Source organism: Paenibacillus sp. OAS669 (assembly GCF_014873645.1).
In the GTDB taxonomy this organism is placed as follows: domain Bacteria; phylum Bacillota; class Bacilli; order Paenibacillales; family NBRC-103111; genus Paenibacillus_S; species Paenibacillus_S vulneris.
Genome location: NZ_JADBDR010000010.1, coordinates 21,171 through 46,086, shown reverse-complemented (window position 1 = coordinate 46,086; position 24,916 = coordinate 21,171). Strand labels below are relative to the sequence as shown.

General features: G+C 49.4%; 21 protein-coding genes. 3 read left to right on the top strand and 18 right to left on the bottom strand.

Annotated features, from left to right (window positions below; genetic code table 11):
• Nucleotides 1-83: 83 nt before the first annotated feature.
• The 3 genes from murC to GGC63_RS21300 all read right to left on the bottom strand — a co-directional run bounded on the left by murC (nt 84) and on the right by GGC63_RS21300 (nt 5,762).
• Nucleotides 84-1,379 (bottom strand): UDP-N-acetylmuramate--L-alanine ligase, encoded by a 1,296-nt coding sequence (murC, locus tag GGC63_RS21310; protein ID WP_192704032.1) that lies wholly within the window; start codon nt 1,377-1,379, stop codon nt 84-86.
• Between the two features lie 222 nt (nt 1,380-1,601).
• Nucleotides 1,602-2,945 (bottom strand): ArsB/NhaD family transporter, encoded by a 1,344-nt coding sequence (locus GGC63_RS21305; RefSeq protein ID WP_192704031.1) that lies wholly within the window; start codon nt 2,943-2,945, stop codon nt 1,602-1,604.
• 510 nt (nt 2,946-3,455) lie between these two features.
• The gene (locus GGC63_RS21300; protein ID WP_192704030.1) at nt 3,456-5,762 is read right to left on the bottom strand and encodes a glycosyl hydrolase family 95 catalytic domain-containing protein; all 2,307 of its coding nucleotides are present in this window, start codon (nt 5,760-5,762) and stop codon (nt 3,456-3,458) included.
• A 452-nt stretch (nt 5,763-6,214) separates the two neighbouring features.
• On the opposite strand from GGC63_RS21300, the gene serS reads away from it, so the two are divergent.
• Entirely contained in the window at nt 6,215-7,525 is a 1,311-nt protein-coding gene (gene serS / locus GGC63_RS21295; protein WP_192704029.1) for a serine--tRNA ligase, read from the top strand.
• A 104-nt stretch (nt 7,526-7,629) separates the two neighbouring features.
• Here the strand turns inward: serS and GGC63_RS21290 are convergent, their stop codons facing one another.
• The 11 genes from GGC63_RS21290 to GGC63_RS21240 all read right to left on the bottom strand — a co-directional run bounded on the left by GGC63_RS21290 (nt 7,630) and on the right by GGC63_RS21240 (nt 19,418).
• Complete coding sequence (locus tag GGC63_RS21290; protein WP_225948392.1) at nt 7,630-8,667, bottom strand: metal ABC transporter substrate-binding protein; 1,038 nt, start codon at nt 8,665-8,667, stop codon at nt 7,630-7,632.
• 93 nt (nt 8,668-8,760) lie between these two features.
• The gene (locus GGC63_RS21285; protein WP_192704027.1) at nt 8,761-9,651 is read right to left on the bottom strand and encodes a metal ABC transporter permease; all 891 of its coding nucleotides are present in this window, start codon (nt 9,649-9,651) and stop codon (nt 8,761-8,763) included.
• Nucleotides 9,597-10,304, bottom strand: coding sequence for a metal ABC transporter ATP-binding protein (locus GGC63_RS21280; RefSeq protein WP_192704026.1), 708 nt, complete (start codon nt 10,302-10,304; stop codon nt 9,597-9,599). The genes GGC63_RS21285 and GGC63_RS21280 overlap by 55 nt, the downstream gene beginning before the upstream one ends.
• Nucleotides 10,305-10,521: 217 nt before the next feature.
• Nucleotides 10,522-10,983, bottom strand: coding sequence for a hypothetical protein (locus tag GGC63_RS21275; RefSeq protein WP_192704025.1), 462 nt, complete (start codon nt 10,981-10,983; stop codon nt 10,522-10,524).
• A gap of 128 nt (nt 10,984-11,111) precedes the next feature.
• Nucleotides 11,112-11,315 carry a hypothetical protein gene (locus GGC63_RS21270; protein WP_192704024.1) on the bottom strand — a complete coding sequence of 68 codons (204 nt, stop codon included), beginning with the start codon at nt 11,313-11,315 and terminating at the stop codon, nt 11,112-11,114.
• A gap of 206 nt (nt 11,316-11,521) precedes the next feature.
• Nucleotides 11,522-12,553, bottom strand: coding sequence for an HD domain-containing phosphohydrolase (locus GGC63_RS21265; protein WP_192704023.1), 1,032 nt, complete (start codon nt 12,551-12,553; stop codon nt 11,522-11,524).
• A 17-nt stretch (nt 12,554-12,570) separates the two neighbouring features.
• Entirely contained in the window at nt 12,571-12,936 is a 366-nt protein-coding gene (locus GGC63_RS21260; RefSeq protein WP_079910149.1) for a response regulator, read from the bottom strand.
• A gap of 18 nt (nt 12,937-12,954) precedes the next feature.
• Nucleotides 12,955-15,333, bottom strand: a complete 2,379-nt coding sequence (locus tag GGC63_RS21255; protein ID WP_192704022.1) for a response regulator — start codon at nt 15,331-15,333, stop codon at nt 12,955-12,957.
• A 317-nt stretch (nt 15,334-15,650) separates the two neighbouring features.
• On the bottom strand, nt 15,651-17,900 hold the full coding sequence (locus GGC63_RS21250; RefSeq protein WP_225948391.1) for a heavy metal translocating P-type ATPase: 2,250 nt from the start codon (nt 17,898-17,900) through the stop codon (nt 15,651-15,653).
• A 221-nt stretch (nt 17,901-18,121) separates the two neighbouring features.
• Nucleotides 18,122-18,766: a hypothetical protein gene (locus tag GGC63_RS21245; RefSeq protein WP_079909766.1), complete on the bottom strand. Its 645-nt coding sequence runs from the start codon at nt 18,764-18,766 to the stop codon at nt 18,122-18,124.
• 16 nt (nt 18,767-18,782) lie between these two features.
• Nucleotides 18,783-19,418, bottom strand: coding sequence for a matrixin family metalloprotease (locus tag GGC63_RS21240; RefSeq protein ID WP_179135943.1), 636 nt, complete (start codon nt 19,416-19,418; stop codon nt 18,783-18,785).
• Between the two features lie 426 nt (nt 19,419-19,844).
• On the opposite strand from GGC63_RS21240, the gene GGC63_RS21235 reads away from it, so the two are divergent.
• Nucleotides 19,845-21,199, top strand: a protein-coding gene (locus GGC63_RS21235) for an IS1182 family transposase (protein ID WP_192704021.1) whose coding sequence is annotated in 2 segments (ribosomal slippage) — nt 19,845-20,412 and nt 20,412-21,199 — 1,356 coding nt in all. Because the reading frame shifts where the segments join, the coding sequence is not laid out codon by codon here.
• A gap of 178 nt (nt 21,200-21,377) precedes the next feature.
• On the opposite strand, the gene GGC63_RS21230 is transcribed toward GGC63_RS21235, so the two are convergent.
• The 4 genes from GGC63_RS21230 to GGC63_RS21215 all read right to left on the bottom strand — a co-directional run bounded on the left by GGC63_RS21230 (nt 21,378) and on the right by GGC63_RS21215 (nt 24,040).
• Complete coding sequence (locus GGC63_RS21230) at nt 21,378-21,815, bottom strand: disulfide oxidoreductase (RefSeq protein WP_079909764.1); 438 nt, start codon at nt 21,813-21,815, stop codon at nt 21,378-21,380.
• Between the two features lie 8 nt (nt 21,816-21,823).
• A complete protein-coding gene (locus tag GGC63_RS21225) occupies nt 21,824-22,534 on the bottom strand; it encodes a DsbA family protein (protein WP_225948390.1) in 711 nt (236 codons plus the stop codon).
• 219 nt (nt 22,535-22,753) lie between these two features.
• Nucleotides 22,754-23,590: a M56 family metallopeptidase gene (locus GGC63_RS21220; RefSeq protein ID WP_225948389.1), complete on the bottom strand. Its 837-nt coding sequence runs from the start codon at nt 23,588-23,590 to the stop codon at nt 22,754-22,756.
• A 36-nt stretch (nt 23,591-23,626) separates the two neighbouring features.
• Entirely contained in the window at nt 23,627-24,040 is a 414-nt protein-coding gene (locus GGC63_RS21215) for a BlaI/MecI/CopY family transcriptional regulator (RefSeq protein WP_079909762.1), read from the bottom strand.
• Between the two features lie 170 nt (nt 24,041-24,210).
• On the opposite strand from GGC63_RS21215, the gene GGC63_RS21210 reads away from it, so the two are divergent.
• The gene (locus GGC63_RS21210; RefSeq protein ID WP_192704019.1) at nt 24,211-24,666 is read left to right on the top strand and encodes a double zinc ribbon domain-containing protein; all 456 of its coding nucleotides are present in this window, start codon (nt 24,211-24,213) and stop codon (nt 24,664-24,666) included.
• The last annotated feature ends 250 nt before the right edge of the window (nt 24,667-24,916 follow it).

The following is a 24,916-nucleotide window of genomic DNA, read 5'->3' as shown; positions in this document are numbered from 1 at the left end:
ACTATGCCCAAAAAAGGTGCTTCCGTCATCACTGATGATCCGGAAGCACCCTTCTTTATTTACACGCTGTGCAGAACGGAGCCCTACATCTTTTCAAGCAGCATTTGATATTTTTGAATGTCGCCGGCTCCCATAAAAACAAGGACGCTGTTTTCATAAGCGGACAAATGTCCGACCGTATGCTCCGAGATCAGCTGTGCATTAGGTATTTGCTCCTGCAGCTGCTCAATGGATACACTGCCTTCCGCTTCTCTTGCCGAACCGAAGATAGGACATAAGAATACGTCATCGGCTCCCCTCAACGACACGGCGAAATCGTCCATCAGCTTCTCTACCCGGCTGAACGTGTGAGGCTGGAACACTCCGACCACTTTTTTCTCCGGGTACTTGCTTCTCACCGCTTCGAGCGTAGCCGTAATTTCTGAAGGGTGGTGTGCGTAATCGTCAATCAACACATTCCCTCTCCATTGCTTCTCTGTGAAACGCCGTTTCACCCCGGTAAAGCCTTTCATTTGGCTGCAGATTTGCTCCAAATCGAGATCCAGAGTCAGCCCCGTACCGATGACGGCCAATGCGTTCAGCACATTGTGCCTGCCAAAGGCCGGAATCCAGAAGCGGCCAAGCTCCGTATGGCGCCATTGAACGTTAAAGGCAACCCCGCCGTGTTCGATAGCCAGATCGGATGCCCTGAGCTCATTATGAGCCTCCAATCCGTACAACACCATCCTTTTGCCAGTCTGCAGAAGGCGAACCTGTGCATCATCTCCGCAGGCGACCAAATGACTTCCAACCGAAGAGGCCATTTCCTCAAAAGCCGCTCTAACGTCCTGGATATCGGCGAAATAGTCGGGATGGTCGAAATCAATATTGGTAATTACAGCAATTTCGGGCCGGTATGCAAGGAAATGCCTTCTGTATTCGCAGCTTTCAAACACGAACAGCTTCCCTTCGGGGTTCCCCCTCCCCGTACCGTCCCCAATAAGGAAACAGGCAGGCTGTACCGCTCCGAGCGCATGAGCCATCATGCCGGTCGTCGTTGTTTTGCCGTGCGAGCCGGTTACGGCGATGCTCGTATAGCTCTTCATCCACTCTCCGAGAAAATGATGGTACCGACGAATCGGCAAGCCTGCCCGCCTGCAGCGTTCGACCGCCGGATGATCATCGTGAAACGCATTGGATACGATTACGGTCATCCCCGAAGCCGTCAGCGGCGCAGCCCCGAATGCATACATCGGAATACGCCGGGATTCCAAAGCGGCCTGTGTAAACAGGGTATCTTCGATATCCTCACCTTGAATACCGTGCCCGAGATCATGCAGCATTTGCGCCAAAGCACTCATACCGCTGCCCTTAATTCCGATAAAATGATAATTCGCCATGGTTACCCCTCCGCAACAACATAGTCACATGCCTACAGTATATGTGAAATTGTTCATTGTGCTTTCGCCCAATTATAATAATTTATAATACGTTTCATATTTTATCCTTATAAAATCACTTTAGTAATGGCTTGGCTCTGATATTATTCTAATAACCAAATGATAAAAGCCCGGATCCATATCCCCTTCGATAGGTTCCAGGCTGTGAAGTCTCCTTCAGTCTTAAAATATCCAATTCACCCAATAAGCCAGAATAATCAAGGTGAACATCGTTGTAAGCGGGATGACGATCGAGGTCACCTTCAAATATTGTCCCCACGTGATGGGAACCTTTCCCTTTTTCAAAATATGCATCCACATTAAGGTAGCCAATGTCCCGATAGGCAGCAGAAGAGATCCGATATCGCTGCCTATGACGCTTGCAAGATAAGATATTTTCAGTGTGAGCGGGTCTAGTCCCATATTAGTCAGCGTCAAGGTTCCGGCCATCAAGGCAGGATGATTGTTGAACAGATTGGAGAGCACGGAGACGAGCACGCCCATCATTACACTCGCCTGAAGCAGACTGCCGGTTACAAGCGGTTGAAGGAAATGGATCAGCCACTCGATCAATCCAATGTTATTTAAGCCATATATAATCACATACATGCCGAATGCGAAGATGAATATATACCACGGCGTTTTTTTCAGCATATCGGCAGGCGAAATTTTCAGGCGGTACCAGCGCCAGCCGAGCAGAATCACAGATCCGAGAATGGCCGCCAACGAAACGGGGACATGGAAATAGGACGCTGCAAACAAACTGATCCTGACACCAAAAACGAAGATCAAAATATTTCTCATAAATTTATTGCGCTTCTCCACCGTCATCTGTTCTTCTTCCCCTTGCAGAGGGTGGCTGCCCTTGGTCAGCAGCAGCTTGCGATTTCCCGCCGGGAGGGTTCGAGGCAGCGTTTTACGGAATTCGAGATACAGCAGGCAGACCAGCAGGACAAGCCCTAACGTGGCCGGTACAAACATCATGGCCGTGTGCATATACAAATCCATGTGAACGATTTTTAATGCAATCAGATTGACGATATTGCTGACTCCAATAGGGGCGCTGGACGCCGTGGCTATTAGAGCGCCGGATAACAAATAGGGAATCTTTTGATGATTTTTCAAGCCCAAATGCTGCAGCAGCAGAAGCAGAATCGGGGTTGTAATGAGAATGCTGCCGTCATTATTGACGAACAAGGTCATCAGGAAGCATAAGAGGTTAATATACCAAAACAGCCGGATTCCTGACCCCCTGGCCTTGTCCACCAGCTTTTCCGCTGTCCATTGAAAAAAACCGAAGCTTTCCAAAACAATCGCCATCACAATCGTTGCTATAATCGTAATTGCTGCTCCACTTATAGTATCCAATATGTTTCCAAGGTCCGTTAAAGTGACGCTGCCGCTCAAAAGAACGAAGGCAGCTCCAATCGAAGCGGGTATCGCCTCGTTGACTTGCGGCTTCCAAAATATGAACATAATCGTGAAGAGAAAAGCAAGAATTGTGATCGGGACCATCAGCTCAGCCATACGTAATCCTCTCCTTTACAGATGGATGCCGTCCATTCTAGCAACAGCAGCCAATCTAGTATTTTCTGGTCCGCGACATCTACAACTGTTTCTAGCAATAAGGATACATCGTGTCCATCGTTATCCATCCCTCCATTCCTGATAGCTATTAGAATTCGTTGATAGTTATTAATACGTTTCCGGTAAATAACTTGTACTGCGCTTCAGCCTGTATTTCTATTAATTCCATTTCTATCAACCGTTGATATATGTCGTCTCATGGCACTTATAAACCCGTGAAAAAAACGCCCGTTCCGGGCGGATAGGGATGCAATTTTTAAGAGGAATCCTGTCTATGGCGGCAAGCAAAATAACCCCACAAAGAACTTGAATCGGCTTCGAAGCCAAGTCCATTTCTTTGTGGGGAATTCCAATCAACGTTTCCCGAGAACAAGAGCGACCGGAAGGGGATACCCCACCGGGGTGCTAAAGCAATTTTTCAGATTTTCAGGTTTCTCAACAAACTGCCCATCAGGCTAAAACTCGAAGATGATAGACTGCACCCGCTTCTGTCGGGAATTCTACGATATCGGATGCTCCGTGGCCTTGCGCAATAGGCTGCCCGTTATGAAGAATTTGAACCGGCAGCTCGGATTGTAGCCTGCATAAGCTGCCGTTATGGGATACGATTCTTGCTTCTGCCAGGAGCGACTCCTGCCAGCGGATCGATAACTCGAAGCCCCCTCGCGCCCGCAGTCCTTCAACTGATCCATCAGGCCATGCCGATGGAAGGGCCGGCAGCAAACGAATCGCTCCTTCGTGCGATTGGAGCAGCATTTCCGCTATCCCTGCGACCGCTCCCAGGTTGCCGTCAATTTGAAAAATTTGCGGCGGATGCAAATCGAGCATATTGTCGGCCGTACTGACACGAAGAAGCTTGGCAATCATCTCGTGGGCCTGATCTCCTTCGTTGAAACGTGCCCACAGGCTAATAATCCATGCCAGGCTCCATCCCGTCCCGCCTCCTCCGTATTGGAGACGGCGCTCCAGCGCAACGCGAGCCGCCTGCGACCAGCGTTCGTCACGCAGCAGCTGATCGTCCGGGAAGACACCGAATAGATGAGACAGATGCCGATGCCCCGGGTCGACCTCCTCATAATCCTCGTCCCATTCCTGCAGCTGTCCGAATCTCCCGATTTTCGGCTCCGGAAGCAGGCTGCAGGCTTCCTTCCATTGCCTACGCAGCTCCTCATCCACCTGCAATATTTCGGCCGCTTTGATGCAGCGCTCGAACAGCCCTCTAGCGATCTGAACATCCATCGCCGGATCCATGCACAATCTTCCTGTCTCCCCGTTAGGCAGCCGGAACGAATTCTCGGGAGATACGGTAGGCCCGATATGAAACATGCCGTCCGAATCCTTTAACAGGAAATCAAGCATGAACAAGGACGCTTCCTTCATTAACGGATAGCCCCGCTCTGCCAGGAAAGAGGTATCCAGGCTGAAGGCGTAGTGCTCCCATAAATGGAAGCAGAGCCATGCCGCCCCCATCTGCCATAACCCGGCCCTCGCATAGTCCGTAGGTGCTGTATCCCCCCATAAATCCGTATTATGGTGACACATGAATCCGCGCGCCCCATACTGAACACGGGCCGTTTCCTGCCCTTGAGGAAGCATTCTATCCAGGTGATCGAACAGCGGAAAATGCAGCTCCGCCATATTGCACACCTCCGCCGGCCAATAATTCATTTGAATATTGATATTGATCGTATATTTTGAATCCCAAGGCGGCACATAGCTATCGTTCCATATGCCCTGCAAATTAGCCGGAATCGTGCCCGGACGACTGCATGAAATCAACAAATACCGGCCGTAATGAAAATACAGCTCGGTCAATCCCGTATCTTCATCCCCGTTCTTCACGCGGGCCAGCCGTTCGTCTGTAGGCAGCTCGGCAAGCTCCTTTTGACCAACGCATCCAAGGGACAGCTTCATCCTGTCAAACCACGGACGATATTCCTGCAGATGGCGCTCCAGCAGCAGCGGATACGGGACAGCCGACGCCTGCTGCAGCTCCTCCTCGCACTGTTCCCGATACTGCTCGTACCGGAAATCGGTTGAAACCGTCAGCACCAAGGTTACAGCATCGGCGCCTTCCACATAGAGATGATCGCCTAGCGTCCGGCTGCTTCCTCCATCTAATACCGCTTTCATACGGACGTGGAACTTCGTCCCCCACGCTCCGCACTGACCGTCCAGACTAACCGTATCAGACCCTGCGGTTTCAGTGACTGCGTCGAACTTGCGAAACAGATTGGCTCCGAACCTAAGCCGGTTCGGACGATCCGCCTTCAGCCGGACGATGAGCGCCTGGTCGGCAGCGCTTGCAAACATTTCCCTGGAGTAAGTTGTATCCTTTATACGGTAGGTTACCGTGGCAATCCCAGTTTCCAAATCGAGCTCCCTGTGATAATCCTCCATTATACTGTCCCTATGTCCCGGAAAAAACAGATTCAGCTCGCCTAACGTCTGATATGGAGGCTGCCTGCGAGCCACTCCCATCATTCCCATATCGGCTATATCGTGGGCTTCCTCCACCTTCCCCTCACTCAACAGCCGGCGAATTTGGTCAATAGTTTGCAGAGAATCCGGGTTGTTGCGGTTTTGGGGACCTCTCGTCCAAACGGTATCCTCGTTAAGCTGAATAACCTCGCGGTTGACTTGCCCGTGTACCATCGCGCCTATGCGTCCGCTGCCGAGCGGAAGCGCCTGCAGCCATTTTTTGGCCGGCTTGCGGTACCACAGCTTCGTTTCCTGCTTCTGTTGATGAAACTGCACACTGAATTCCTCCCCATATCACATTGGTTCCTATATGCATGACTTCCCTTATTGTAATAGGCAGGGCTTCCCCTAGCCATGAACAAAATACACTTGAATTTAGACAATATTCACGTTTTGTCCCTCTCCGCGTACAGGATTCTAACAAGGTGTCGAGGAGGTTTTGACAGCCAAGAAACCAGCCCGCACTTGCACAAGCAAAGCCGAATAAGGTATACTGGGATAAATTAAATCGTGTCTATTATGCCTATGAAGAGATTCCAACTCGGAGGCGTTTTCGTCAAGGAGCCTACGCTCCCTAAGCTAACCGGACCCGCCCGTTACCGCGGAACCAAAGGGGATCGAACAACCTTGTTGTTCGGTCAAGTTGGGTGGCACCGCGAGCAAAGCGCTCCTCGTCCCATACGGATGAGGGCGCTTTTTGTATTTTTACACAAAAGGAGCGAGGTACTATGCTGGACATCAAATGGATACGAGAGAACGGAGAGCGGCTGCAAGCCGCAGCGGACCAAAAAGGGATGGAGGTTTCCATTAAGGAGCTGCTGCAGCACGATGAGATCAAGCGACGGCTGCTGCATCAGGTGGAGCCGCTGCGGCAGTCGAGAAACAAGCTGTCACAGGAAATCAGCCTGCTCATGCAATCAGGCCAAGCGGAGGAAGCCGGACGCATTAAACAGCAAGTGAAAGAAATGAATGAGACACTGGCGCAGCTGGAGACGGAGCTTGCAGCTGCGGAGCAGGTGTATAAGAGGCTCCTGCTCCGTGTACCCAATATAGTTTCGCCGGATACTCCTGTTGGACGTTCCGATGCGGATAATGTGGAAATTCGGCGCGTCGGCTTTCCTGCCCGTTTTGGTTTTATGCCTCGGGATCATGTAGCGCTCGGCGAGCTCCACGATATGATTGATATTCCCAGGGGTGTAAAAGCAGCCGGACGCCGCAACTATTACTTGAAGGGTGCAGGCGTGCTGCTGCATCGGGCGGTACAGCAGCTTGCCCTGGATCTCCTTGTTCGCAAAGGCTTCCAGCTGCTGGAGGTGCCTCTTATGGTACGTGCGGAGGCTTTGACGAATACTGGGTTCTTCCCTCTCGGGGAGGACCAGGTTTATGCGGTTCCGGATGAAGAGAAGTGGCTGGTCGGTACTTCCGAAGTGCCGCTTGTCACCTACTACAGCAATGAAGTAGTGGATGTGACCCGGCCGATCAAGCTGGCCGCGGCCTCCACCTGCTTCCGAAGCGAGGTCGGCTCCGCAGGCAAGGACGTTCACGGCCTGTACCGGGTCCATCAATTTTCCAAGGTCGAGCAGGTCATCCTCTGTGAAGCCAGCCTTGAACGATCGGAGGAGCTGCTGCAGGAAATTACCGGCAACGCGGAGGAGCTGCTGCAGCTGCTGCGTCTGCCTTATCGGGTAATGGCCGTCTGCACGGGGGATATGTCGCAGAAGACTTACAAGCAGTATGACATCGAGAGCTGGATGCCGAGCCGGGACAGCTACGGCGAGACACATTCTTCCTCGAGCCTGCTAGATTTCCAGGCGCGCCGCTCGAATATCCGCTACCGCGATGCGCAAGGAAAGGCCCAATATTGCTTTACCCTGAACAACACGGCAGTGGCGTCGCCGCGGATTCTGATTCCGCTGCTGGAGAATCATCAGCAGGAGGACGGATCGATCTGGATCCCTCCGGCTCTCCGGCCGTATATGAACGGCATGGAGCGGCTTGTTCCTCCCGGCGGCCCCGTGCAGGACACCTTGACGGTATAGAGGCGGAAACGACACACCCGCAGACGTTTGAACAAATCAAAAAGATCGGTGGTTCCCCCTACCATTTGGGAGGAGGGACCATCGATCTTTTCATATTCACGCTTCTACTCGTTTAAGGCAGCCTTTAGAGCCGCCAGATTGTTGAGCATAATGCCAATATAATCCAGCTGCTTGGCTTTATCCTCTTCGGTCAGGCCTTCGATCGGATTCAACACCGCCGTCTTGGCTCCAAGCTCCCTGGCTACCGTCTCGGCTACCTTCGGATTCACGAGCGTTTCGAAGAATATCGTCTTCACCTGCTTTTCCTTGGCGAACCGGATGATCTCCCCCATCTGACCGGGTGACGGCTCCTCCTCCGGGGACAAGCCTGCGATAGGGACTTGCGTCAAGCCGTATCGCTTGGCCAAGTATCCGAACGCGGCATGCTGCGTAACGAATTCCTTGCGTTTAACAGTGGCCAGCCCATCCTTGAACGACTGGTCCAGCTCCTTCAGCTTAGCGATATACGCAGCGGCATTTTTCTTATAGACCTCTTTATTGGCTGGATCGGCCTGCTCCAACGCCGCCTGGATCGACTGAACCTCTTGCTGGGCCAGAACTGGATCAAGCCATACATGCGGATCAGCCGGACCGTGATCGTGATGGCCGTCTTGCGTCTCGCCCGTTTCCTTGCCATGGTCATGATCATGTTCCTCTTCGTCATGCTCCGTCCCTTCCAGCAGCTCCATCTGTTTACTGGCTTCGACGACCGCCGTCTTGTCTTTATTGATGCTGCCCAGTACTTTATCAGCCCAGCTTTCCATGCCTGCGCCATTATACACGAACACACCTGCATCCTGAATCAGCTTCATATCCTGAGCTGTCGGTTCCCAATCATGAGGCTCCATACCGCCGGGAACCAAATTCACGACCTCCGCTTTATCACCGGCTACTTGGCGGGCAAACTCATACAGCGGATAAAAGCTTGTTACAACCTTCAGCTTCGCCTGCTGGACGGGTATATCCTTCCCCGTGCCCGATTCTGCATTCAGCTTCGAGTCCGGTTTAGAAGGGGCTGCCTGATCGGCAGCACTGCAGCCTGCCGTGACCATTCCGGTTACTAGCACCAGACTGAGCAATTTAGTAGAAAACAATGATTTCATCTTCATCCTCCATTATTTATGATTGATAGATTCCTAGAGCACAAGCCCGCTTTGAAGCTATTTATTCCTTAAAGCTCCGATAGTGTTCCGTGTTCACTGTGTTCCCTGAGAAACCACGAGTCCTTCCTCCACAGGCTCCTGCTGCACACTGTGCGGCCGCTTTTTATTGCGAAGCTTCCCTATGTACAGCCAGCCCCTTTTCAGCACCAATCCGATTATGAGAAACAACAGCAGCGCAAGTGCAATCGTCCCGCCCGGAGGCGTACTGAATCGGTAGGATGCCGTAAGCCCCGTGCAAACTCCCGTAACCCCGATAAGAACAGACAGCAGGATTGCAGCTGTAAACCCCGGCGCAATACGGATAGCCAAGGCGGCCGGCAGTATAACTAGCGATGACACCAGCAGCACACCGACTATTGGCATCGCAACAGCCACCGCCATCCCGGTGACCACACTGAAGGAAAAGGAAATCAGCCTTACGCGTACTCCGCTTGTCTCTGCGGTTTCTTCGTCGAAAGCAAGCACGTACAAAGATCTCCGCAGCAAGAAGAAATACAGCCCTCCAGCCGCCGCCACTCCCAGCATCAGCCACAGCTCTACGGGGTTCACAGCCAGAATTGAACCGAACAAATAAGCATTCATGCTCTTGCTTAGGCTTTGATTCATATTCATGGCAACTACGGCGAAGCCTAATCCGCCTATCATGATGATCGCAATAGAAATTTCGCTGAAAGCCCGGAACGATCTGCGGACGTACTCCACACTGCAGGCACCGATCACCGCAGCGGCGAAACCTGTTATTACGGGATTCCAATGCAGCAGCCCTCCTATGGCAACGCCTGCCAGGGATACATGAGACAGGGTATCCGCCATCAGAGCTTGCCGCCTAAGCATCAAGTAAACGCCGAGCACTGAAGCCAGAACGGACACTATCCCCCCGGCCAAAAATGCCCGCTGCATGAACTCGTAGTGCAGCATTTCCAATCCTCTCCCTCCTTGCGCTTCAATTCGATAACGCGATCGATTCTGGGCAGCACTTCCTCCAGGCCGTGAGTTACCATAACGACGGATCTGCCGGATTCCTTCACCTGTGAATGCATCAGCTCATAAAAAGCATGCCGGCTCTCCACATCCATACCGGTAGTCGGTTCATCCAGAATGAACAGATCCGGCTCCTGCGCGAGGGCCCTTGCTACCCCCATACGCTGCTTTTGACCGCCTGACAGCTCGCCGATTCTCGCATGCCTCCGATTCCACATCCCTACCTGCTTCAAGGCCCGCTCCACAATGAAATGATCCCTTTCATTCAACCGTTCATACCAGCGCTTACGGCTCCATCTGCCCGACCGTACCCATTCGATTACCTTGCTTGGAAAGCCGCTGTTAAACGAGGCCATCTGCTGAGGGACGTAGCCTACAACCAATTTTCCTCCCTGGGGTCCGACTCCGCTTCTTTCCACTTGACCGCTCCATGGCTTTATTAGGCCGAGCATCAGCTTCAGCAGGGTTGTTTTGGCCGCTCCGTTAGGGCCTATCACCGCTACGAACTCGCCCGAGGTTATCTCAAGATTCACATCGTCCAGACAAGGAAATTCCGAGTAACCGAAGACAACCTGCTTCATACTGGTCAGCTCCATTCCCTACCCACACTCCTTTCAAAGCAATCGTCAATATTCGTAATAATTACTAATAATAACGATTATCATAAACGAAGCTCGCCCAATTGTAAATAGTATTTTTTACGTTTAATAAATAAAAAAACAGCCCAAGGGAACATCTCATGTCCCGGACTGCCAAAAAGCCGCTCTTGATTATACCTATTTTTTAGATGAGCTCTATCTAAATGAACTAGCCCTAAATGCCGTCACTGCCGCAAGCGGCAAGGTTCCATTGCGATAACTCAGGAATCGATCTGCGCTTTATGTCAGGGGGAGTGATTGCGCAGATTTGATCCGGCATATAATCTGTTCCTGATGTCACAATGACGGATACCTGAAAAGGCTCCCCCTTCACAGCGAACGTTAGCTCCGCTTTCCCCGTACAAACGCAACCGTCATCATAAGCTGCCGTTACCCGGTCGAAGGACAGAAGCCGAAAGCCATCCATTTCATCCAGCTTCCGAATTGATGCAAGATCAATCGAACCTCTATGCAACTCCGCGGCTTTAGTATAATTCTGCGATTGGATTTCTTGCAGGAAGGCCCCTGTATTCCTCTTTAAGTCATGTTTAAGTTTTGCTATATAGCCTTGGTAGGCAAGCATAAAGACAAGCCAGATCAGCAGCAGAAAAGCACCTGATTTCCAAACGATTCTCAAACCTTCCTCACCATTCCTTCGGGATATCCTTACGATCTCCATTATAGACGCTTGGATAAGGGAACATGTACCGCACATGCAAAAAATTTAATAACAATAAAAAAACCGGCATCTCCCAAAATAAGAGATTACCGGCCCACGAGTTCATAAACTTGCTTTAAGGATAACCCCATTTCTCTAGCCAAATCCATAGCGGAAGCGTGCGGGTTGGCTTGAAGGAACCTTTTCACCTGATGAGTTTGTTCAAGATGGAGCTTAAAGCAATCGCTGCAAAGCACGTTCACGCTCTGCAGATGAAGCTTACCGCAGCCGCGGCAGTTGGATAGATTCATGAACAAACCTCCGTCGCCCTGTCGAAATCTGTAAATTTCTGATGCTACACACCTTCGCAGGCGACTGGGCTTTTCAGGGGGTAGCCGGTAAGCTCGGACTAATCGCTGCCTATCCTTTGGAGAACAGCTGCTGAATAAAGAAAAGGCCCCCGGCAATGACGCAATAGCTGCGGGACCTGTTCTGTATGGACATTATGTATGATGGCTTAGGGTTTTATTTCCTGAAGCAGTTGAATAAACACATCCACGATCTGCGGATCAAAATGTTTTCCGCGTTGCGCCTTGATTTCAGCAAGCGTTTCTTCTTGTGTCCAAGCCCTTTTATAAAGACGGGCATGGGTTAACGCATCATAAAAATCAGCGAGTGCCACAATCCGTGCCGAGAGAGGAATTGCTTCACCCTTCAGCCCTTGGGGATATCCGGTACCATCCCATTTTTCATGGTGTGATTCGGCTATGAGTCTGGCCAGCTTCAGAAGAGCAAAGGAGCTTCCCTCCAAAATATTGGAACCGATCGACGTATGAGACTTCATACGCTCGAATTCGTGGGGCTCAAACCGCCCCGGCTTCAGCAATATGTCGTCCGGGATGCCGATTTTACCAATATCATGAAGCGGTGCCGCCGACCGGATCATGTCAACTTCGCGGCCCGGCAGTCCTAGTCGTTCTGCAATTAATCCCGATAACCAGCCTACCCGCTGCGTATGCTGACCTGTTATATCGTCCCGGTATTCCGCCGCACGTCCGAGAAGCTGCAATATTTCCATTTGGGCCAGCTGCAGTTCTTTAGTCCGTTCCCGTACTTTTTCTTCCAATACACTGTTCTGATTTTGCAGCTGATTGTGAAGATACCGGGTTCGGAGCAAATTCGTAATACGAAGAATCACTTCCGTCCTGTCAAAGGGCTTTGTCAAAAAATCATTAACCCCAGCCTGCAATCCCTTCTGCTTGGCCTCGGAGGTCAAATCGGCAGTAAGCATCAAGACAGGCAAATAGTTATCCGGCCCAGAATGACCGCGAATGAGCTTCAGAGCCTGAAGCCCGTCCATTTCCGGCATGTGCAGGTCAAGCAGAATAATGTCCGGATCCACTTCCGTGAGCAATCGTTCAACCTCCAGAGAATTCATGGTGCTGTACACATTTTGGAATCCCGCTCGCCCCAGAATACGTTCCAGAAGGCTGACGTTATACTCTTGATCATCCACGATTAAAATTTTGCCCAGCTTGATCTCGTCCATCGTTATTCACCTTTCGCTTATCGATTCAATGCCGCATTTATTTTCTCAAGCAATCGTTCCAAAACGACCGGCTTGGTATCAAAATCATCGCATCCCGCCCGATAAGCCTCTGCTTCATCTCCCGCCATGGCATGAGCGGTTAAGGCTATGACCGGGATATTCTTCGTTTCCTCCTTGCTTTTGAGCAAACGGGTTGCCTCCCAGCCATCCATTACGGGTAAACTCAAATCCATTAAGATTAAATCGGGGCGTTCCTGAATGGCCGTATCAACGCCTTGCTTCCCATCTTCGGCTGTGATTACCTCAAACCCCCTGCGGGCAAGCCTCCGAGAAAGCATGTCCCGATTCATTTCGTTATCCTCCACAAGGAGAATTGTGTTCATGTCGATTCGCCTCTCTCATTATGAATGTCCCTGCGTGTTCTGCTCCTCAACAAACCGGCGAATATCCGCCAACAGTGATTTATGGTCGAAGGAACCTTTTTGGACAACATTTTTTACAAAGCCATTGAGCTTCAGTCTGTCTTCTGCCGTGATCGATTTGGCTGTCACAACCACAACCGGCAGCTTGCTCCAGGCTTCCCTCTTGCGAAGTTCTTCAAGGAACTGAAATCCGTCCATCTCCGGCATCATAAGATCAAGCAGGATAAGCGCCGGCTCTGCTCTCTCCATTAATTCCAAGGCAAGCCGGCCGTTTCGGGCCTGGTTCACGACATATCCTTCCTTCTCCAGCAGCCTCGTCAGCAAATCGCTCGTCGCTTCATCGTCCTCAATGACCAGCACCTTGTGTTCGTTACGGTTGGAAATATACCGATCCATGACATGAATCAGCCGCTCACGCTGAATCGGCTTCGTCAGAAACTCGGATGCGCCCAGTGCATATCCAAGCTGTTGGTCGTTGGTCATCGACCAGATCACTATAGGAATGTTTTGCAGCTCGGGATCGCTCTTTATTGCTGACAGGACACTCCACCCATCCATGCTCGGCATAAGGATATCCAGACAGATCACTTTGGGGCGAAGCTTCCTGGCTAATTGAAGTCCTTCCTGCCCATTGGTAGCAAACGCCAGCTTCCATCCTTCATTAGCAAGATAGCGCTTCATCAATTGATGATTAAACGTCTCGTCGTCAATGAGCAGGATGCTGACACCGTTGTCATTTTCCTTGCAGCTCTGGTCGTCAGCAAGCTCCTTCAAACCCGGCTCGTCGTCACTCTTGGATATCGGAAGCCAGCAGGTAAAGGTGCTCCCCGCCCCCATTTCGCTTTCGACCTCCATGGATCCGCCTAACATTTCACAGAAGCTGCTGCTGATTGCCAGCCCGAGACCCGTCCCCCCATACTTGCGAGTGGTAGAGGAATCCGCTTGCATGAAGGGCTGGAACAGCTTCTCGACTTGCTCAGATGTCATTCCGATGCCTGTGTCCTTGACGCGAAAGCTGTATCCTGCGACATGGCTTCGCTGTTCATGATTTACCTCTAAGGTAACCGTACCGTTTTTGGTAAATTTGCTCGCGTTGCTGAGCAGATTAATCAGGATCTGTCTCAGCTTGGTGACGTCCGTTGTCATCACACCTTCTTGCAAACGCAGCTCCAAGGTATTTCCGTTTTTATCTATGAGCGGTTTGACTGTGGTGATCACATCCCGTATCAGACCGGACACTTCGAATGTCTCTATGTGAATCTCCATTTTGCCCGCTTCAATTTTGGAAATATCCAATATGTCATTAATCAACGACAGCAGATGCTTACCCGCATTTCTGATTTTCCCCAGATCCTCTACGAAGGTCGGCTCATTAAGCTCCTCAGCTTCTTCCACCAGCATCTCACTGTAGCCGATAATCGCATTGAGCGGCGTTCTAAGCTCATGGCTCATATTGGCCAGGAACTGGCTTTTGATCATATTGGCTTTGATCGCCTCGTCATGAGCTTGTTCAAGCTGTGCCGTACGTTCTCTCACCAATTCCTCCAAATTTTCGTTTAGCTGCCGCAGCTCCTGATTCATCAAATAGATTTCATTGGTTTTCTCTTGAATTTCCGAATCCTTATGTGAGATCTTGTTCGATATGTAAATCCCGAGCAGAGATAACCCGAGCGTAAATAAAGTTCCTGCCGAAATGAAGTAACCGAGCCAGTCCTGATCCAGCTTGATGCCCGAGGTTGACATGGACTTAGGTCCCAGGTGAAATTCAGCCGCCATCATACCCGTATAATGCATGCCCACAATCGCAGCACCCATAATCAGACCGCTCCCCAGCTTTTTCCATGCGACACTGCCTTCCGCGTCTCTGCGGAAATAAAACGACAGCCACAGCGCCGCTACCGACGCAATTAGGGCTATGACAATGGAAAGAATAAAGTAAAAAAGGTTATAAGTAATATCAATCAGCATAGCGGCCATTCCAATGTAGTGCATCGAGGATATCCCGGTGGCAAGCAAGACCCCGCCGCCAAGCAATTGGCGCCATGATAACTGCTCGCGGCTTACTACATGCAAGGCGACGAAGGAGGCAATAATAGCCACCACGACTGACAATATAACGGTGATCAGATTATAAGAAACCGGAGCAGGCAGTGAAAATGCCAGCATGCCTACAAAATGCATCGACCAGATCCCCATTCCCATGGCAAAGGCGCCAAAAGAAAGCCACAGCCATCGGTTCATCCCATCGGATTTGCTGATCCTCCCTGCCAAATCAAGAACGGTGTAAGAAGCAACAACAGCAACAACATACGAAAAAACAACTAGCGATGTATCGAACGATCCATGAACATGTTCCATCCTATTTCCCCTTCTCTTTAAAAATCGACAAGTTTCCTTATTTTTCTACTTTTAGATTTTCACTTCTGTGACCCGTGAAAAATCAATAGGTCTGCGGATTCTTTTTTAGTATACAACATCGTACTGAAACTTTTTGATATTTTTTGTATGAATTTCCCTGCAAAGCTATCCGCGCCACATACCGGTACCTCAGAGATCTATTGTGGAAAATAAAAACAAGCAAGCCCCGACTGCTCTTGCAGACGAGCTTGCTTGTTTTGGGTCAAAGTCATGAGGCGGATCGGGATAGGAAATCTCGGTCGGATTAACGTGCGAGATCAAGCCTTCTGCAGACGCAGCGCATTGCAAATGACGGTCACCGAGCTGAAGGCCATTGCGGTGCAGGCGACCCATGGCGCCAAATACCCCGTCACAGCGAAAGGGATCGCCAATGCATTATAGAACAGCGAGAAAACAAGATTTTGGCGGATGACCTGCATCGTTCGGCGGCTGATTCCGATGGCGCGGACCATACCTTTCAAATCCCCCTTAAGAAGCACGATATCGGCCGCCGCCTTGGCTATATCCGTACCCCTGGAGACGGCAACCCCGGTGTCTGCCGCCGCAAGGGCAGGGGCATCATTGATACCGTCGCCGACCATAGCTACCTTTTTCCCCTGCCGCTTCAGCTCATCGACCAGTGCCGCTTTATGCTCCGGCAGCATCTCCGAATACACCTCACGAATGCCCACCTTCTTGGCAATGGACCTTGCCGTCTGCGGATGGTCACCGGTCACCATAATTACGCTTGCCCCCATAGCCTGCAGCTGCTGGATGGCCGGGCGTGAAGAAGGCTTGATTTGATCGCGCAAAGCAACAGCCCCTGCCCATTCCCCGTCTATTGCCGCGTATACGACGTTGCTTCCCTGCTGCTCCCAGCGCTCTATTCGGGTCGACTGCGGGATGGGCGCGATCCCGTGCTCCTGAAGCCAGTGCCGATTACCGGCAATGACGGTCTTCCCTTCCACAACGGCGCGAATCCCGCTTCCCGCCGAGGCCTGGAAGGCTTCGCATACCGGAAGAGATTCCCTGCCTGATCCATGCTCTCGCCGGTCCATACAGGCCTCTACGATGGCCCTGGCCAACGGATGCTCGGAATGCTGCTCCGCGCCGGCTAACAGGCGCAGCAAGGAATCGCCGGACCTTCTCACCGCCATCATATCATAGACATGGGGCTTCCCCATCGTAATGGTCCCGGTTTTGTCCAGCAGGATCACTTGCGTGTCCGGCAGCATCTCCAAATGCTTGCCCTCCTTGAACAAAATGCCCAGCTGAGCAGCCCTTCCTGAGCCAACCAAGATGGAAGTCGGAGTTGCCAAGCCTAACGCGCAGGGACATGCAATGAGCAGTACAGCAATGGCTTTCTCCAGCGCACCTCCTGTTGCTCCAGGCTCAAAGACGAGATACCATGCGGCAAACGTCAACGCAGCCAGACCGATAATAACCGGGACAAACACACCGGAGATGGTATCTGCCATCCGTTGAATCGGCGCTTTGGAATTCTGGGCTTCCTCCATCAGCTGAATCATTTTGGCGAGCGTTGTCTCGCTGCCCACCTCGGTTGCCTGGATTTTCAGCATCCCGTTAAGATTCAGTGTTCCGCTGATGACACGTTCTCCTGCCTTCTTGTCGACCGGGATGCTTTCGCCGCTGATCATCGACTCATTGATTGATGCATGGCCCTCCAGAATGATCCCGTCCACCGGGATCTTTTCTCCTGGACGGACGACGATGATCTCCCCCGCCGTCACATTATCCAGCGAAACCCGCTGCTCTTTGTTGTCCCGCAGCACCTGTGCCGTCTCGGGCCGAAGCTGATGAAGCTGATGCAGGCTTCTTAATGTGCGGCGTTTGGACAAGGCTTCCAGCCATTTGCCGAACCAGACGATCGTCATAATCATTACGCTCGCGTCAAAATATAGGGAGCCGTGGTGAGCAGAGCCTGCAGTATGGCCCGAGGCGGGGTGGAACATCAAGTAATGGCTGTAAAAATAGGCCGCCGACGTCCCCATCACGATGAGCACGTCCATATTGGCTCCGCCGTTCCTGATCGCTTGAAAGGCCCGTATATAAAATGGCAGCCCGATCCCGAATTGGACCGGAGTAGCCAATGCCAGCTGAAACCACGGATTCAGGAGCAGCTCGGGCACCCAAAGGGAGGACGTTAAAGTATGATGGCCTGCCATGGCCCATAGAAAAGGCACCATAAACAAAAAAGAAATAAGCAAAATCGTCCCCGTTCGAACGATCTCGAAGGGATCGGTACGGCCTCGGTTATCCTCCGTCGCATGGTGCTCCCGGGCTGAATAACCAAGTTGCTTGATCTTGTCCTCGACATGACGAAGCGTGATTTTGCCCGGCACAAAGGACATGGAGGCCCGGTGCAGAGCCAAATTCACTTGAATTTGCTCTACTCCCTCCATTCTGCCAATCACCTTCTCGATGCGTACGGCACAAGCCGCGCACGTCATTCCCGATATATTCAACACAACCTGACGGACGGCCGTTGGTGAAGTTACGCTCATCATTCATTCCACCTTTGATAAAGGATGCATGCTCGTACAGTACCAATATATGGACTGGCCGAAGCAATCATGCCTTATCCCCTACCCTATACATCAAAAAAGAGACCGCCGAAGCGGTCTTAGGTATGACGAAAAAGAGACCCCTCAATGTGAAGGGTCTCTATGAAAATTAACGATCTACGAACTTTCTATATTGAATAAATTATTGCTTCTACAACTCTAAACTATTTCTGTTCAGGCTGTACTTTTTCAAGCTTTTTATCTTGTTCAAGTAACTTGCGGGATTCTTCTTCATTCTTTTTTAGTTGATTTTCATCACTGTTCAATTTTTTCGGTGGTCTTGCATTTTTAACAGCTTCTGCTACTTTTTCTTCTACGGATTTTGCATCTAAACCTTCTAAATCAGACTGGTATGTCTTCACGCCACCGTATTTATCTGCATCGTAGACTATTTTATTATTACTACCCAGATTTAGTTTCCCCTGGTAAACTCCTGCAACAAAATAAGCATTATCTGTTACAGGTCCATCATACTTTTTAAGAAACAGTATATTTTTTTTGTGGTCATTTAAACTAAAAGCCGCCACCTCAAGAACATTAATCATTTTGGAATTTAATTGTTCGTCACCTTTTATAACCTTCTTAACTTGGGCTTCAATGACATTAAAATCGGCCTCTTTATATCTAATGTTTTTGGATTCTCCAGTCAACTCCACTTCAACGATTAATTGAGCGTCATAAGCTATTTCTTCAAGTGCTTGATAATGTGTCTGTAAAGATGCATTGCCATAATTTACTTTAGGTTCTTCTTTCATGCAAGCCGTAAGTGTAGCCAAAACAAAAATAAGAAGAAATATTATTTTTTTCATTTAGTATCCTCCTTGCCTAGTATAGATTATTAATTCCGTTAATGTCATCTGTTTGTGGAACTAGCCACCCGTTGTTAATATAAGAAATATCATTCATAACCGATGGTGTTCCATCTCTTTCATGTGCTAAGCCTAACGCATGTCCTACTTCATGAATAGCTGTTCCTCGATATTGATTATAAGAAAGAGAGGACTCGTTAATATCAAATGCATTTAGGTACACCCAAGCAAAATCCCAACTTTTCGAAGGACCAGTCTCGCCACGAAAACCTGAAACCCTAGTACCATTCATACCACCAACATACATTTCGGCCCAACCCCACAAGTCCAAATCTCCATAGTTTTGTCCTTCTGTTCTTACCTTGGTAGTCCCACTGCCATTTAGTATGTTGGATTCAGTAAGATTATTCCACTCATTGAATGCCCCATTAAAAGCAGTACCGAAAGTATATATTGTCCCATTATGGTTGTAACTATCAACTGCATTGTTCATGTAAGAGCCTGAAGATACGCCAGTTGAAATCTTGTATCTATTAGAAGAAGGTCCCCAGTATTCATATGCATTAACATTAATTGCAGAAATTGCTGTTAGAGCTAAAACAAGTGCAGATGTAGTGGCTATTTTTGATAGTTTTTTTAGCGATTTGAACATTTGACAACTTCCTCCCATAATAAAAGTGACGTTCTAATGCTAAGTTTTGTTGCTGAACTACATGAATATTATCAATACCTCCTCTCCGACCTGCACGAATACCTCTTCATGACTCGTTTCGTGGTGTAACGACAGATTCTGAGGTGACATCAATAAAATCCCATATTATAGCATTTATGTAAATATAAATATATGTTAGTATGTTTATTCCTTTTCCTGAAATTGTTCATAGCTTCGATAACCAAATCGACTATAGTCAATGTTTAATGTGAGTAACAAATGGCTTATTGAAACAAAAAAAGAGATCCGAATGGATCCAGGCTTTCGAAAAAGTCTCGACAGCCATTCTTTATGCTCGTTTTTTTATCACGACACCGCGTTAATGTTGTATAATATAAGTACTACATTAATCGGACGGTGAAAACAATGCTTCGTTATAATCAAGGTAAACAAACTGCGTATGAGTTCGTATCTATCGAAGACCTTGTTCCTCAAGATCATATGCTCCGCAAAGTGGACAAATATATCAGCTTTGACTTCATTCGAGAAAAAGTAACTCCACTCTACTGTGAAGATAATGGAAGACCTGCTATTGATCCTGTTGTTCTCTTCAAAATGATCTTCCTTGGCTATTTTTACGGCATTCGCTCGGAGCGACGCTTAGAACAGGAGATTCAAACCAATCTCGCCTATCGCTGGTTCCTTGGACTTGCTCTGACCGATCGCGTCCCTGACCACACAACAATCAGCTGGAACCGGCGCAAACGTTTCGTAAATACAACGATCTTCCAAGACGTATTTGATGAAATCGTGCTTCAGGCAATCCAGCATCGCATGGTGGGAGGGCGAGTGCTAGTTTCGGATTCGACCCACATCAAGGCTAACGCCAATAAAAACAAATTTACTAAACAGCAAGTGCTTCAAAATACAAAAGATTATCTCAAAGAACTCGATGCCGCGGTGGATAGTGACCGTAAGTCTCATGGAAAAAAGCACTAAAAGCTAGAAAGGAAGTGGTTGAATATAAGGAAATTAAGGTGAGCCAAGCAGATCCCGACAGTGGTTACATGGTCAGAGAAGGGAAGCCGGAAGGGTTTTACTATTTAGATCATCGTACCGTCGATATGAAATACAACATCATTACAGATGTCCATGTCACCCCCGGCAATGTTCATGATTCTTTGCCCTATGTAGAACGACTCGACCGACAAGTTAATCGCTTCGGGTTTCAAGTTGAAGCTGTTGCCTTAGACTCAGGTTATTTAACCAACCCTATCTGTAAAAGCCTTCATGATAGAAAAATCTTTGCGGTTATTGCGCATCGTCGTTTTCACCCAACACAGGGTTTGTTTCCCAAATGGAAATTTCATTACAACACAGAAACGAATTCGTATACGTGTCCAAACGGTCAGCAACTTACTTACAAAACAACGAATCGGGAAGGCTACAGACATTACGCGTCGAATCCGGAGGTTTGTAAAAACTGTCCTTTCCTCTCCCAATGCACTCGTTCCCGGAACCATAAAAAGATCATCACACGACATGTGTGGGAAGCAAGTAAGGAATGGGTGCGCGAGAATCATTTGAGTAAGTCAGGTAAATATCTGTACAAGAAGAGAAAAGAAACGATTGAGCGAAGCTTCGCGGATGCCAAACAGCTCCATGGGTTTCGCTATTGCCGTTTACGGGGGCTGCAAAATGTGACTGAGCAAGCATTGATGACGGCAGCCGTACAGAACATGAAAAAGATCGCTCTCCACCTGGATCGACAGGTCAAATGAGGAGAACGATCTTTTGTATATTCCATTTACTACCTAAGTGTAATGGGGGCTTTGCGAAGCAAAGCCAGCTTCGGAAGCCTGGCTGGAGGGGCATACCCCACCGGAGTATATTAGCATTAGTTCAAGCTCTATGGTTTTTTCAACAGACAAAAGACCGCCGAGGCGGTCTCCTTTTTATCTACTCCAACTCTTCAGCTTCCTGACGGTCTTCCCTGCCCAGCAGCAAAAAGCAAGTGATCATGATGAAAGCGATCAGCGCCAGAAAAGGAATCGTGATGAAGCCGAGCCAATTGATATAATCCTCGTTGCACGGTACGCCGACCGTACAGGGAAGCAGCTTGGCAAGTCCCGGTATTTTTTGCTCGGAATAATGATACAGCGAGATCATGCCTCCGATGATGCTCATCGGCAGGATATAAGCAATCAGCTTGCGGTCGTTCTTGTAGCAGGCCATCCCGAGCAGGATGACGAGCGGGTACATGAAGATACGCTGGAACCAGCACAGCTTGCAGGGCTCAAAGCGCATCACCTCGCTGAAAAAGAGGCTGCCGCCTACCGCGACCAAAGAAACGGCCCATGCCATATACAGTCCGTATTGTCTAAAGAAGGATCGCATAACGAGTCTTATTCACCCTTTTGAGCCTTTTCAATAGCGGCTTTCAGTTTATTATAGTCAAACGGGTCCTCGAACTTCTTGCCGTTGATGAATAACGTCGGCGTGCTGTACACTTGATTGCTGCGGGCAAAGGCGTTATGCGCGTCGACTTCCTTCTTGTACGTCTTGTTCTCGATATCCTGCTTAAGCTTATCATAGTCGATCGGAAGCTTTTCCTGGCGGGCCAGATTCGTTATGAAATCTGTCGTCGCCCAGATTTTTTTCTCATCGCCCTGATTCTTATAGATCGCGTCGTAATACTTCCAATAGGCGTCATTATTCTGATGGAAAATCGCCTGCCCGGCCATGGCCGACGTCATGGAATCGGCTTCCGGGCTGATGATCGTATAGTTCATAAAATGAAGCGATGCAATCCCCGTATCGATAAAATCTTTTTTGAGCAGAGGCTCCACCTTCTGGCTAAACACTTGGCAGGACGGGCACTTATAATCCCCCAGCTCGACGATTTTGACAGGCGCATCAGGATTGCCGAGCGTCGGCATCGTCTCATAAGGCATTTGTACCGGAGCCGGCTTGGGCAGAGCAACAATAATAATGGCTATAACAGCAATGACACAAATCGCCGTGATCCACATGATCATGCGCATCCGTTTTTTCTCTTGGATTTTCTCCTGCTTACGCTGCTCTTTATAAACGGATTTCTTCGTAGTTTGCTTCAATGAGATCTCTTCTTTCCTTCCGTAGTCATAGGCTGCTCACAGCCTAAAGGTTTCCATTTGCTGCATAATCACAAATACTACAAGCCGTAGTGTGAAATTCGGGAAAACGCCGTACGCCAGCCCCAAATCCCCTTGAATAAAAGGACAAGCTGTTCCTGCACCGATAGGCGCTCTCAAAGCTGTATACCCGGTAGTGCAGGACGGTAGAGGTAACGCCATTTAATGCATGACCAGGACAAACATCGAGCATAGAGCAAAAAGCACCTGCAGGGAAATCATTGCGGGGGTAAACGGCCAATTCAAAGGCACATCCGTTTGCGGCTCCAACAGCTGCCGAATCCGCAAATTAATCGACGTATCGCTGAACGAAACATGCGAGACCGGCATCGGGGCCGGCGCCTTTCCTTTGAGCAGCTTCAGCAGAGCACTGCCCAGATGGACAGAGCTGCCGGTTTGCTCAATCGCATAGTTGTCCGCCAGTACCTCCCTCACGATCTTGTAATTGTGATGAAACGATTTGAGGATCGGAATATACCACATGACGGAGGCAACGAGCGACATCAGGAAGGTTTTCAACGGGTCCCCGTGTTTGCGGTGAAACATCTCATGATGGACAACGGCTTCCAGCTCCTCGGCTTCCAGCAAATCCATCAGTCCGGTTGATAAGACAATTTTCGGCTTGAAGAAGCCTACGGCAAATGCTAATGGAGCCGCATGCTCGATGACGATAATAAGCTGCTCTCCCGAGCCCGTCCGGCGGTATCTCCGGCTGATTTCTCCTGTAAGCAGCTCATGACGGCGAATGAGTAACCTCTTGTTGAACATTCTGGACAAATGCAGCTGCTTGGCTGCCAACCAGATGGACATCGCAAACGTATATACAACGATCGCATTCAGAATATAGCCCACCCATTGAATGCCTAAAGATTTCATCATCGTATGGCATAGCTGTAGAACGTTATATCTGATTTCCCAGCCGGCCAGCGTATGCATGATGTACATGCCCATCTGGACAAGAACCACGCCCGCTACCAGCATCCCTGATATAAAAATCAACCTGGATCGATTCTCCCACCGATTGTCCCGCATGGATTACGTTTCCTTTTTCAGCTGCTTTATTTTTTGTTCCAACTTCTCCATCAACACCGGATCGGCTTCGTCCAATGCATCCAGCATGTGATTGACGACGAGCGGCCCGAATTCCTCGATAAGCTCATGAGTAAGCTCCTTGGACTGCGTATCGATGAACTGCTCCTTGGTCAAAACCGGACGGTACAAGAACGAACGGCCCTCCATCCGCTTCTGCAATATCCCCTTCTCCACCAGACGGTTCATCACTGTCATCACGGTATTGAAGTTCACTGCCTTCTCCTGCTCCAGCCTTTGCTGCACTTCCTTGATGGCTTTCTCCGGCCCCTCCCACAAAATTTCCATAATCTTCGCTTCGAGGGTTCCGAAGAAACGGTTTAACCCGCTTTCATTCGTCTTAAAATGATGAATTTTCAATTGCCACACCTCTCACTACAAATTGTAGTGACAACGTTTTTAAATGTCAAGCAGAGCCCGGCTCAGGAGGCCGTGTCACTGCTTTCATAACTATGCAGATGCCTCTGCTCGAATTAGATATTTGTGGTAAAATATAACATAACTTTCAGGGACGGAGCGGATGTGTATTTATGGCATACAAGGTCTGTGAGAATTGTAAGGAAGAAAATCCGGAGAACGCTTCCGTATGCTCCGGCTGCAGTCATCCTCTTCATAACGCCAAGGTTTTCGGCACTCCCATGAATGAGAAACAGGCTGCGCCTCCAAAAGCAAAGATTTGTTCCGGCTGCAAAGAGAGACTGGACCCGGGAGCGCTGCAATGCAAATATTGCGGGCAAGTGGCGATTTCCAATCCAACCGACAGCCGTTATTCTAACCGCAGCTATTCCGCACCTGCTTCGGATCATAGCGCGGCCATCATTTTATTGTTCATTGCCACTTTCTTCATTCCGATTGTCGGTCTCATAGTAGGCGGCTTCTATGCATTGCATGATGATCCGGAAAAAAGCAGGGTAGGGAAGGGACTTGTTATTTTCGGCTTGGTGATGCTGGTGTTAGGGGCCATCCTGTGGAACATCCTGTTTTAGGAAGCTCCTTATTTTAACTAGCGTCTTGATAATTCTTTACGGTGACCATGCCTTTCTAAATCTATTGTTAAGACGCATGCAATATACCCTATGGTATATGTACTTGCGCTATGCGCTTATGCTATACTGTGGACGAAACACGAACAAATAGGAATACGGGTGGAGACGATGAGAAAACCCTGATCCTGCAACTTTTCCCTTCTTTCGACAAGAAGGAGATAAATTGTATGGGGGGTGACATCGTCTTTTT

Excerpts from the sequence above, each read along its gene's own strand:
- murC (WP_192704032.1), bottom strand. The coding sequence starts at position 1,379 with ATGGCGAATTATCATTTTATCGGAATTAAGGGCAGCGGTATGAGTGCT.
- GGC63_RS21305 (WP_192704031.1), bottom strand. The coding sequence starts at position 2,945 with ATGGCTGAGCTGATGGTCCCGATCACAATTCTTGCTTTTCTCTTCACG.
- serS (WP_192704029.1), top strand. The coding sequence starts at position 6,215 with ATGCTGGACATCAAATGGATACGAGAGAACGGAGAGCGGCTGCAAGCC.
- GGC63_RS21290 (WP_225948392.1), bottom strand. The coding sequence starts at position 8,667 with ATGAAATCATTGTTTTCTACTAAATTGCTCAGTCTGGTGCTAGTAACC.
- GGC63_RS21280 (WP_192704026.1), bottom strand. The coding sequence starts at position 10,304 with ATGGAGCTGACCAGTATGAAGCAGGTTGTCTTCGGTTACTCGGAATTT.
- GGC63_RS21270 (WP_192704024.1), bottom strand. The coding sequence starts at position 11,315 with ATGAATCTATCCAACTGCCGCGGCTGCGGTAAGCTTCATCTGCAGAGC.
- GGC63_RS21265 (WP_192704023.1), bottom strand. The coding sequence starts at position 12,553 with ATGGACGAGATCAAGCTGGGCAAAATTTTAATCGTGGATGATCAAGAG.
- GGC63_RS21260 (WP_079910149.1), bottom strand. The coding sequence starts at position 12,936 with ATGAACACAATTCTCCTTGTGGAGGATAACGAAATGAATCGGGACATG.
- GGC63_RS21255 (WP_192704022.1), bottom strand. The coding sequence starts at position 15,333 with ATGGAACATGTTCATGGATCGTTCGATACATCGCTAGTTGTTTTTTCG.
- GGC63_RS21250 (WP_225948391.1), bottom strand. The coding sequence starts at position 17,900 with ATGATGAGCGTAACTTCACCAACGGCCGTCCGTCAGGTTGTGTTGAAT.
- GGC63_RS21245 (WP_079909766.1), bottom strand. The coding sequence starts at position 18,766 with ATGAAAAAAATAATATTTCTTCTTATTTTTGTTTTGGCTACACTTACG.
- GGC63_RS21240 (WP_179135943.1), bottom strand. The coding sequence starts at position 19,418 with ATGTTCAAATCGCTAAAAAAACTATCAAAAATAGCCACTACATCTGCA.
- GGC63_RS21230 (WP_079909764.1), bottom strand. The coding sequence starts at position 21,815 with ATGCGATCCTTCTTTAGACAATACGGACTGTATATGGCATGGGCCGTT.
- GGC63_RS21210 (WP_192704019.1), top strand. The coding sequence starts at position 24,211 with ATGGCATACAAGGTCTGTGAGAATTGTAAGGAAGAAAATCCGGAGAAC.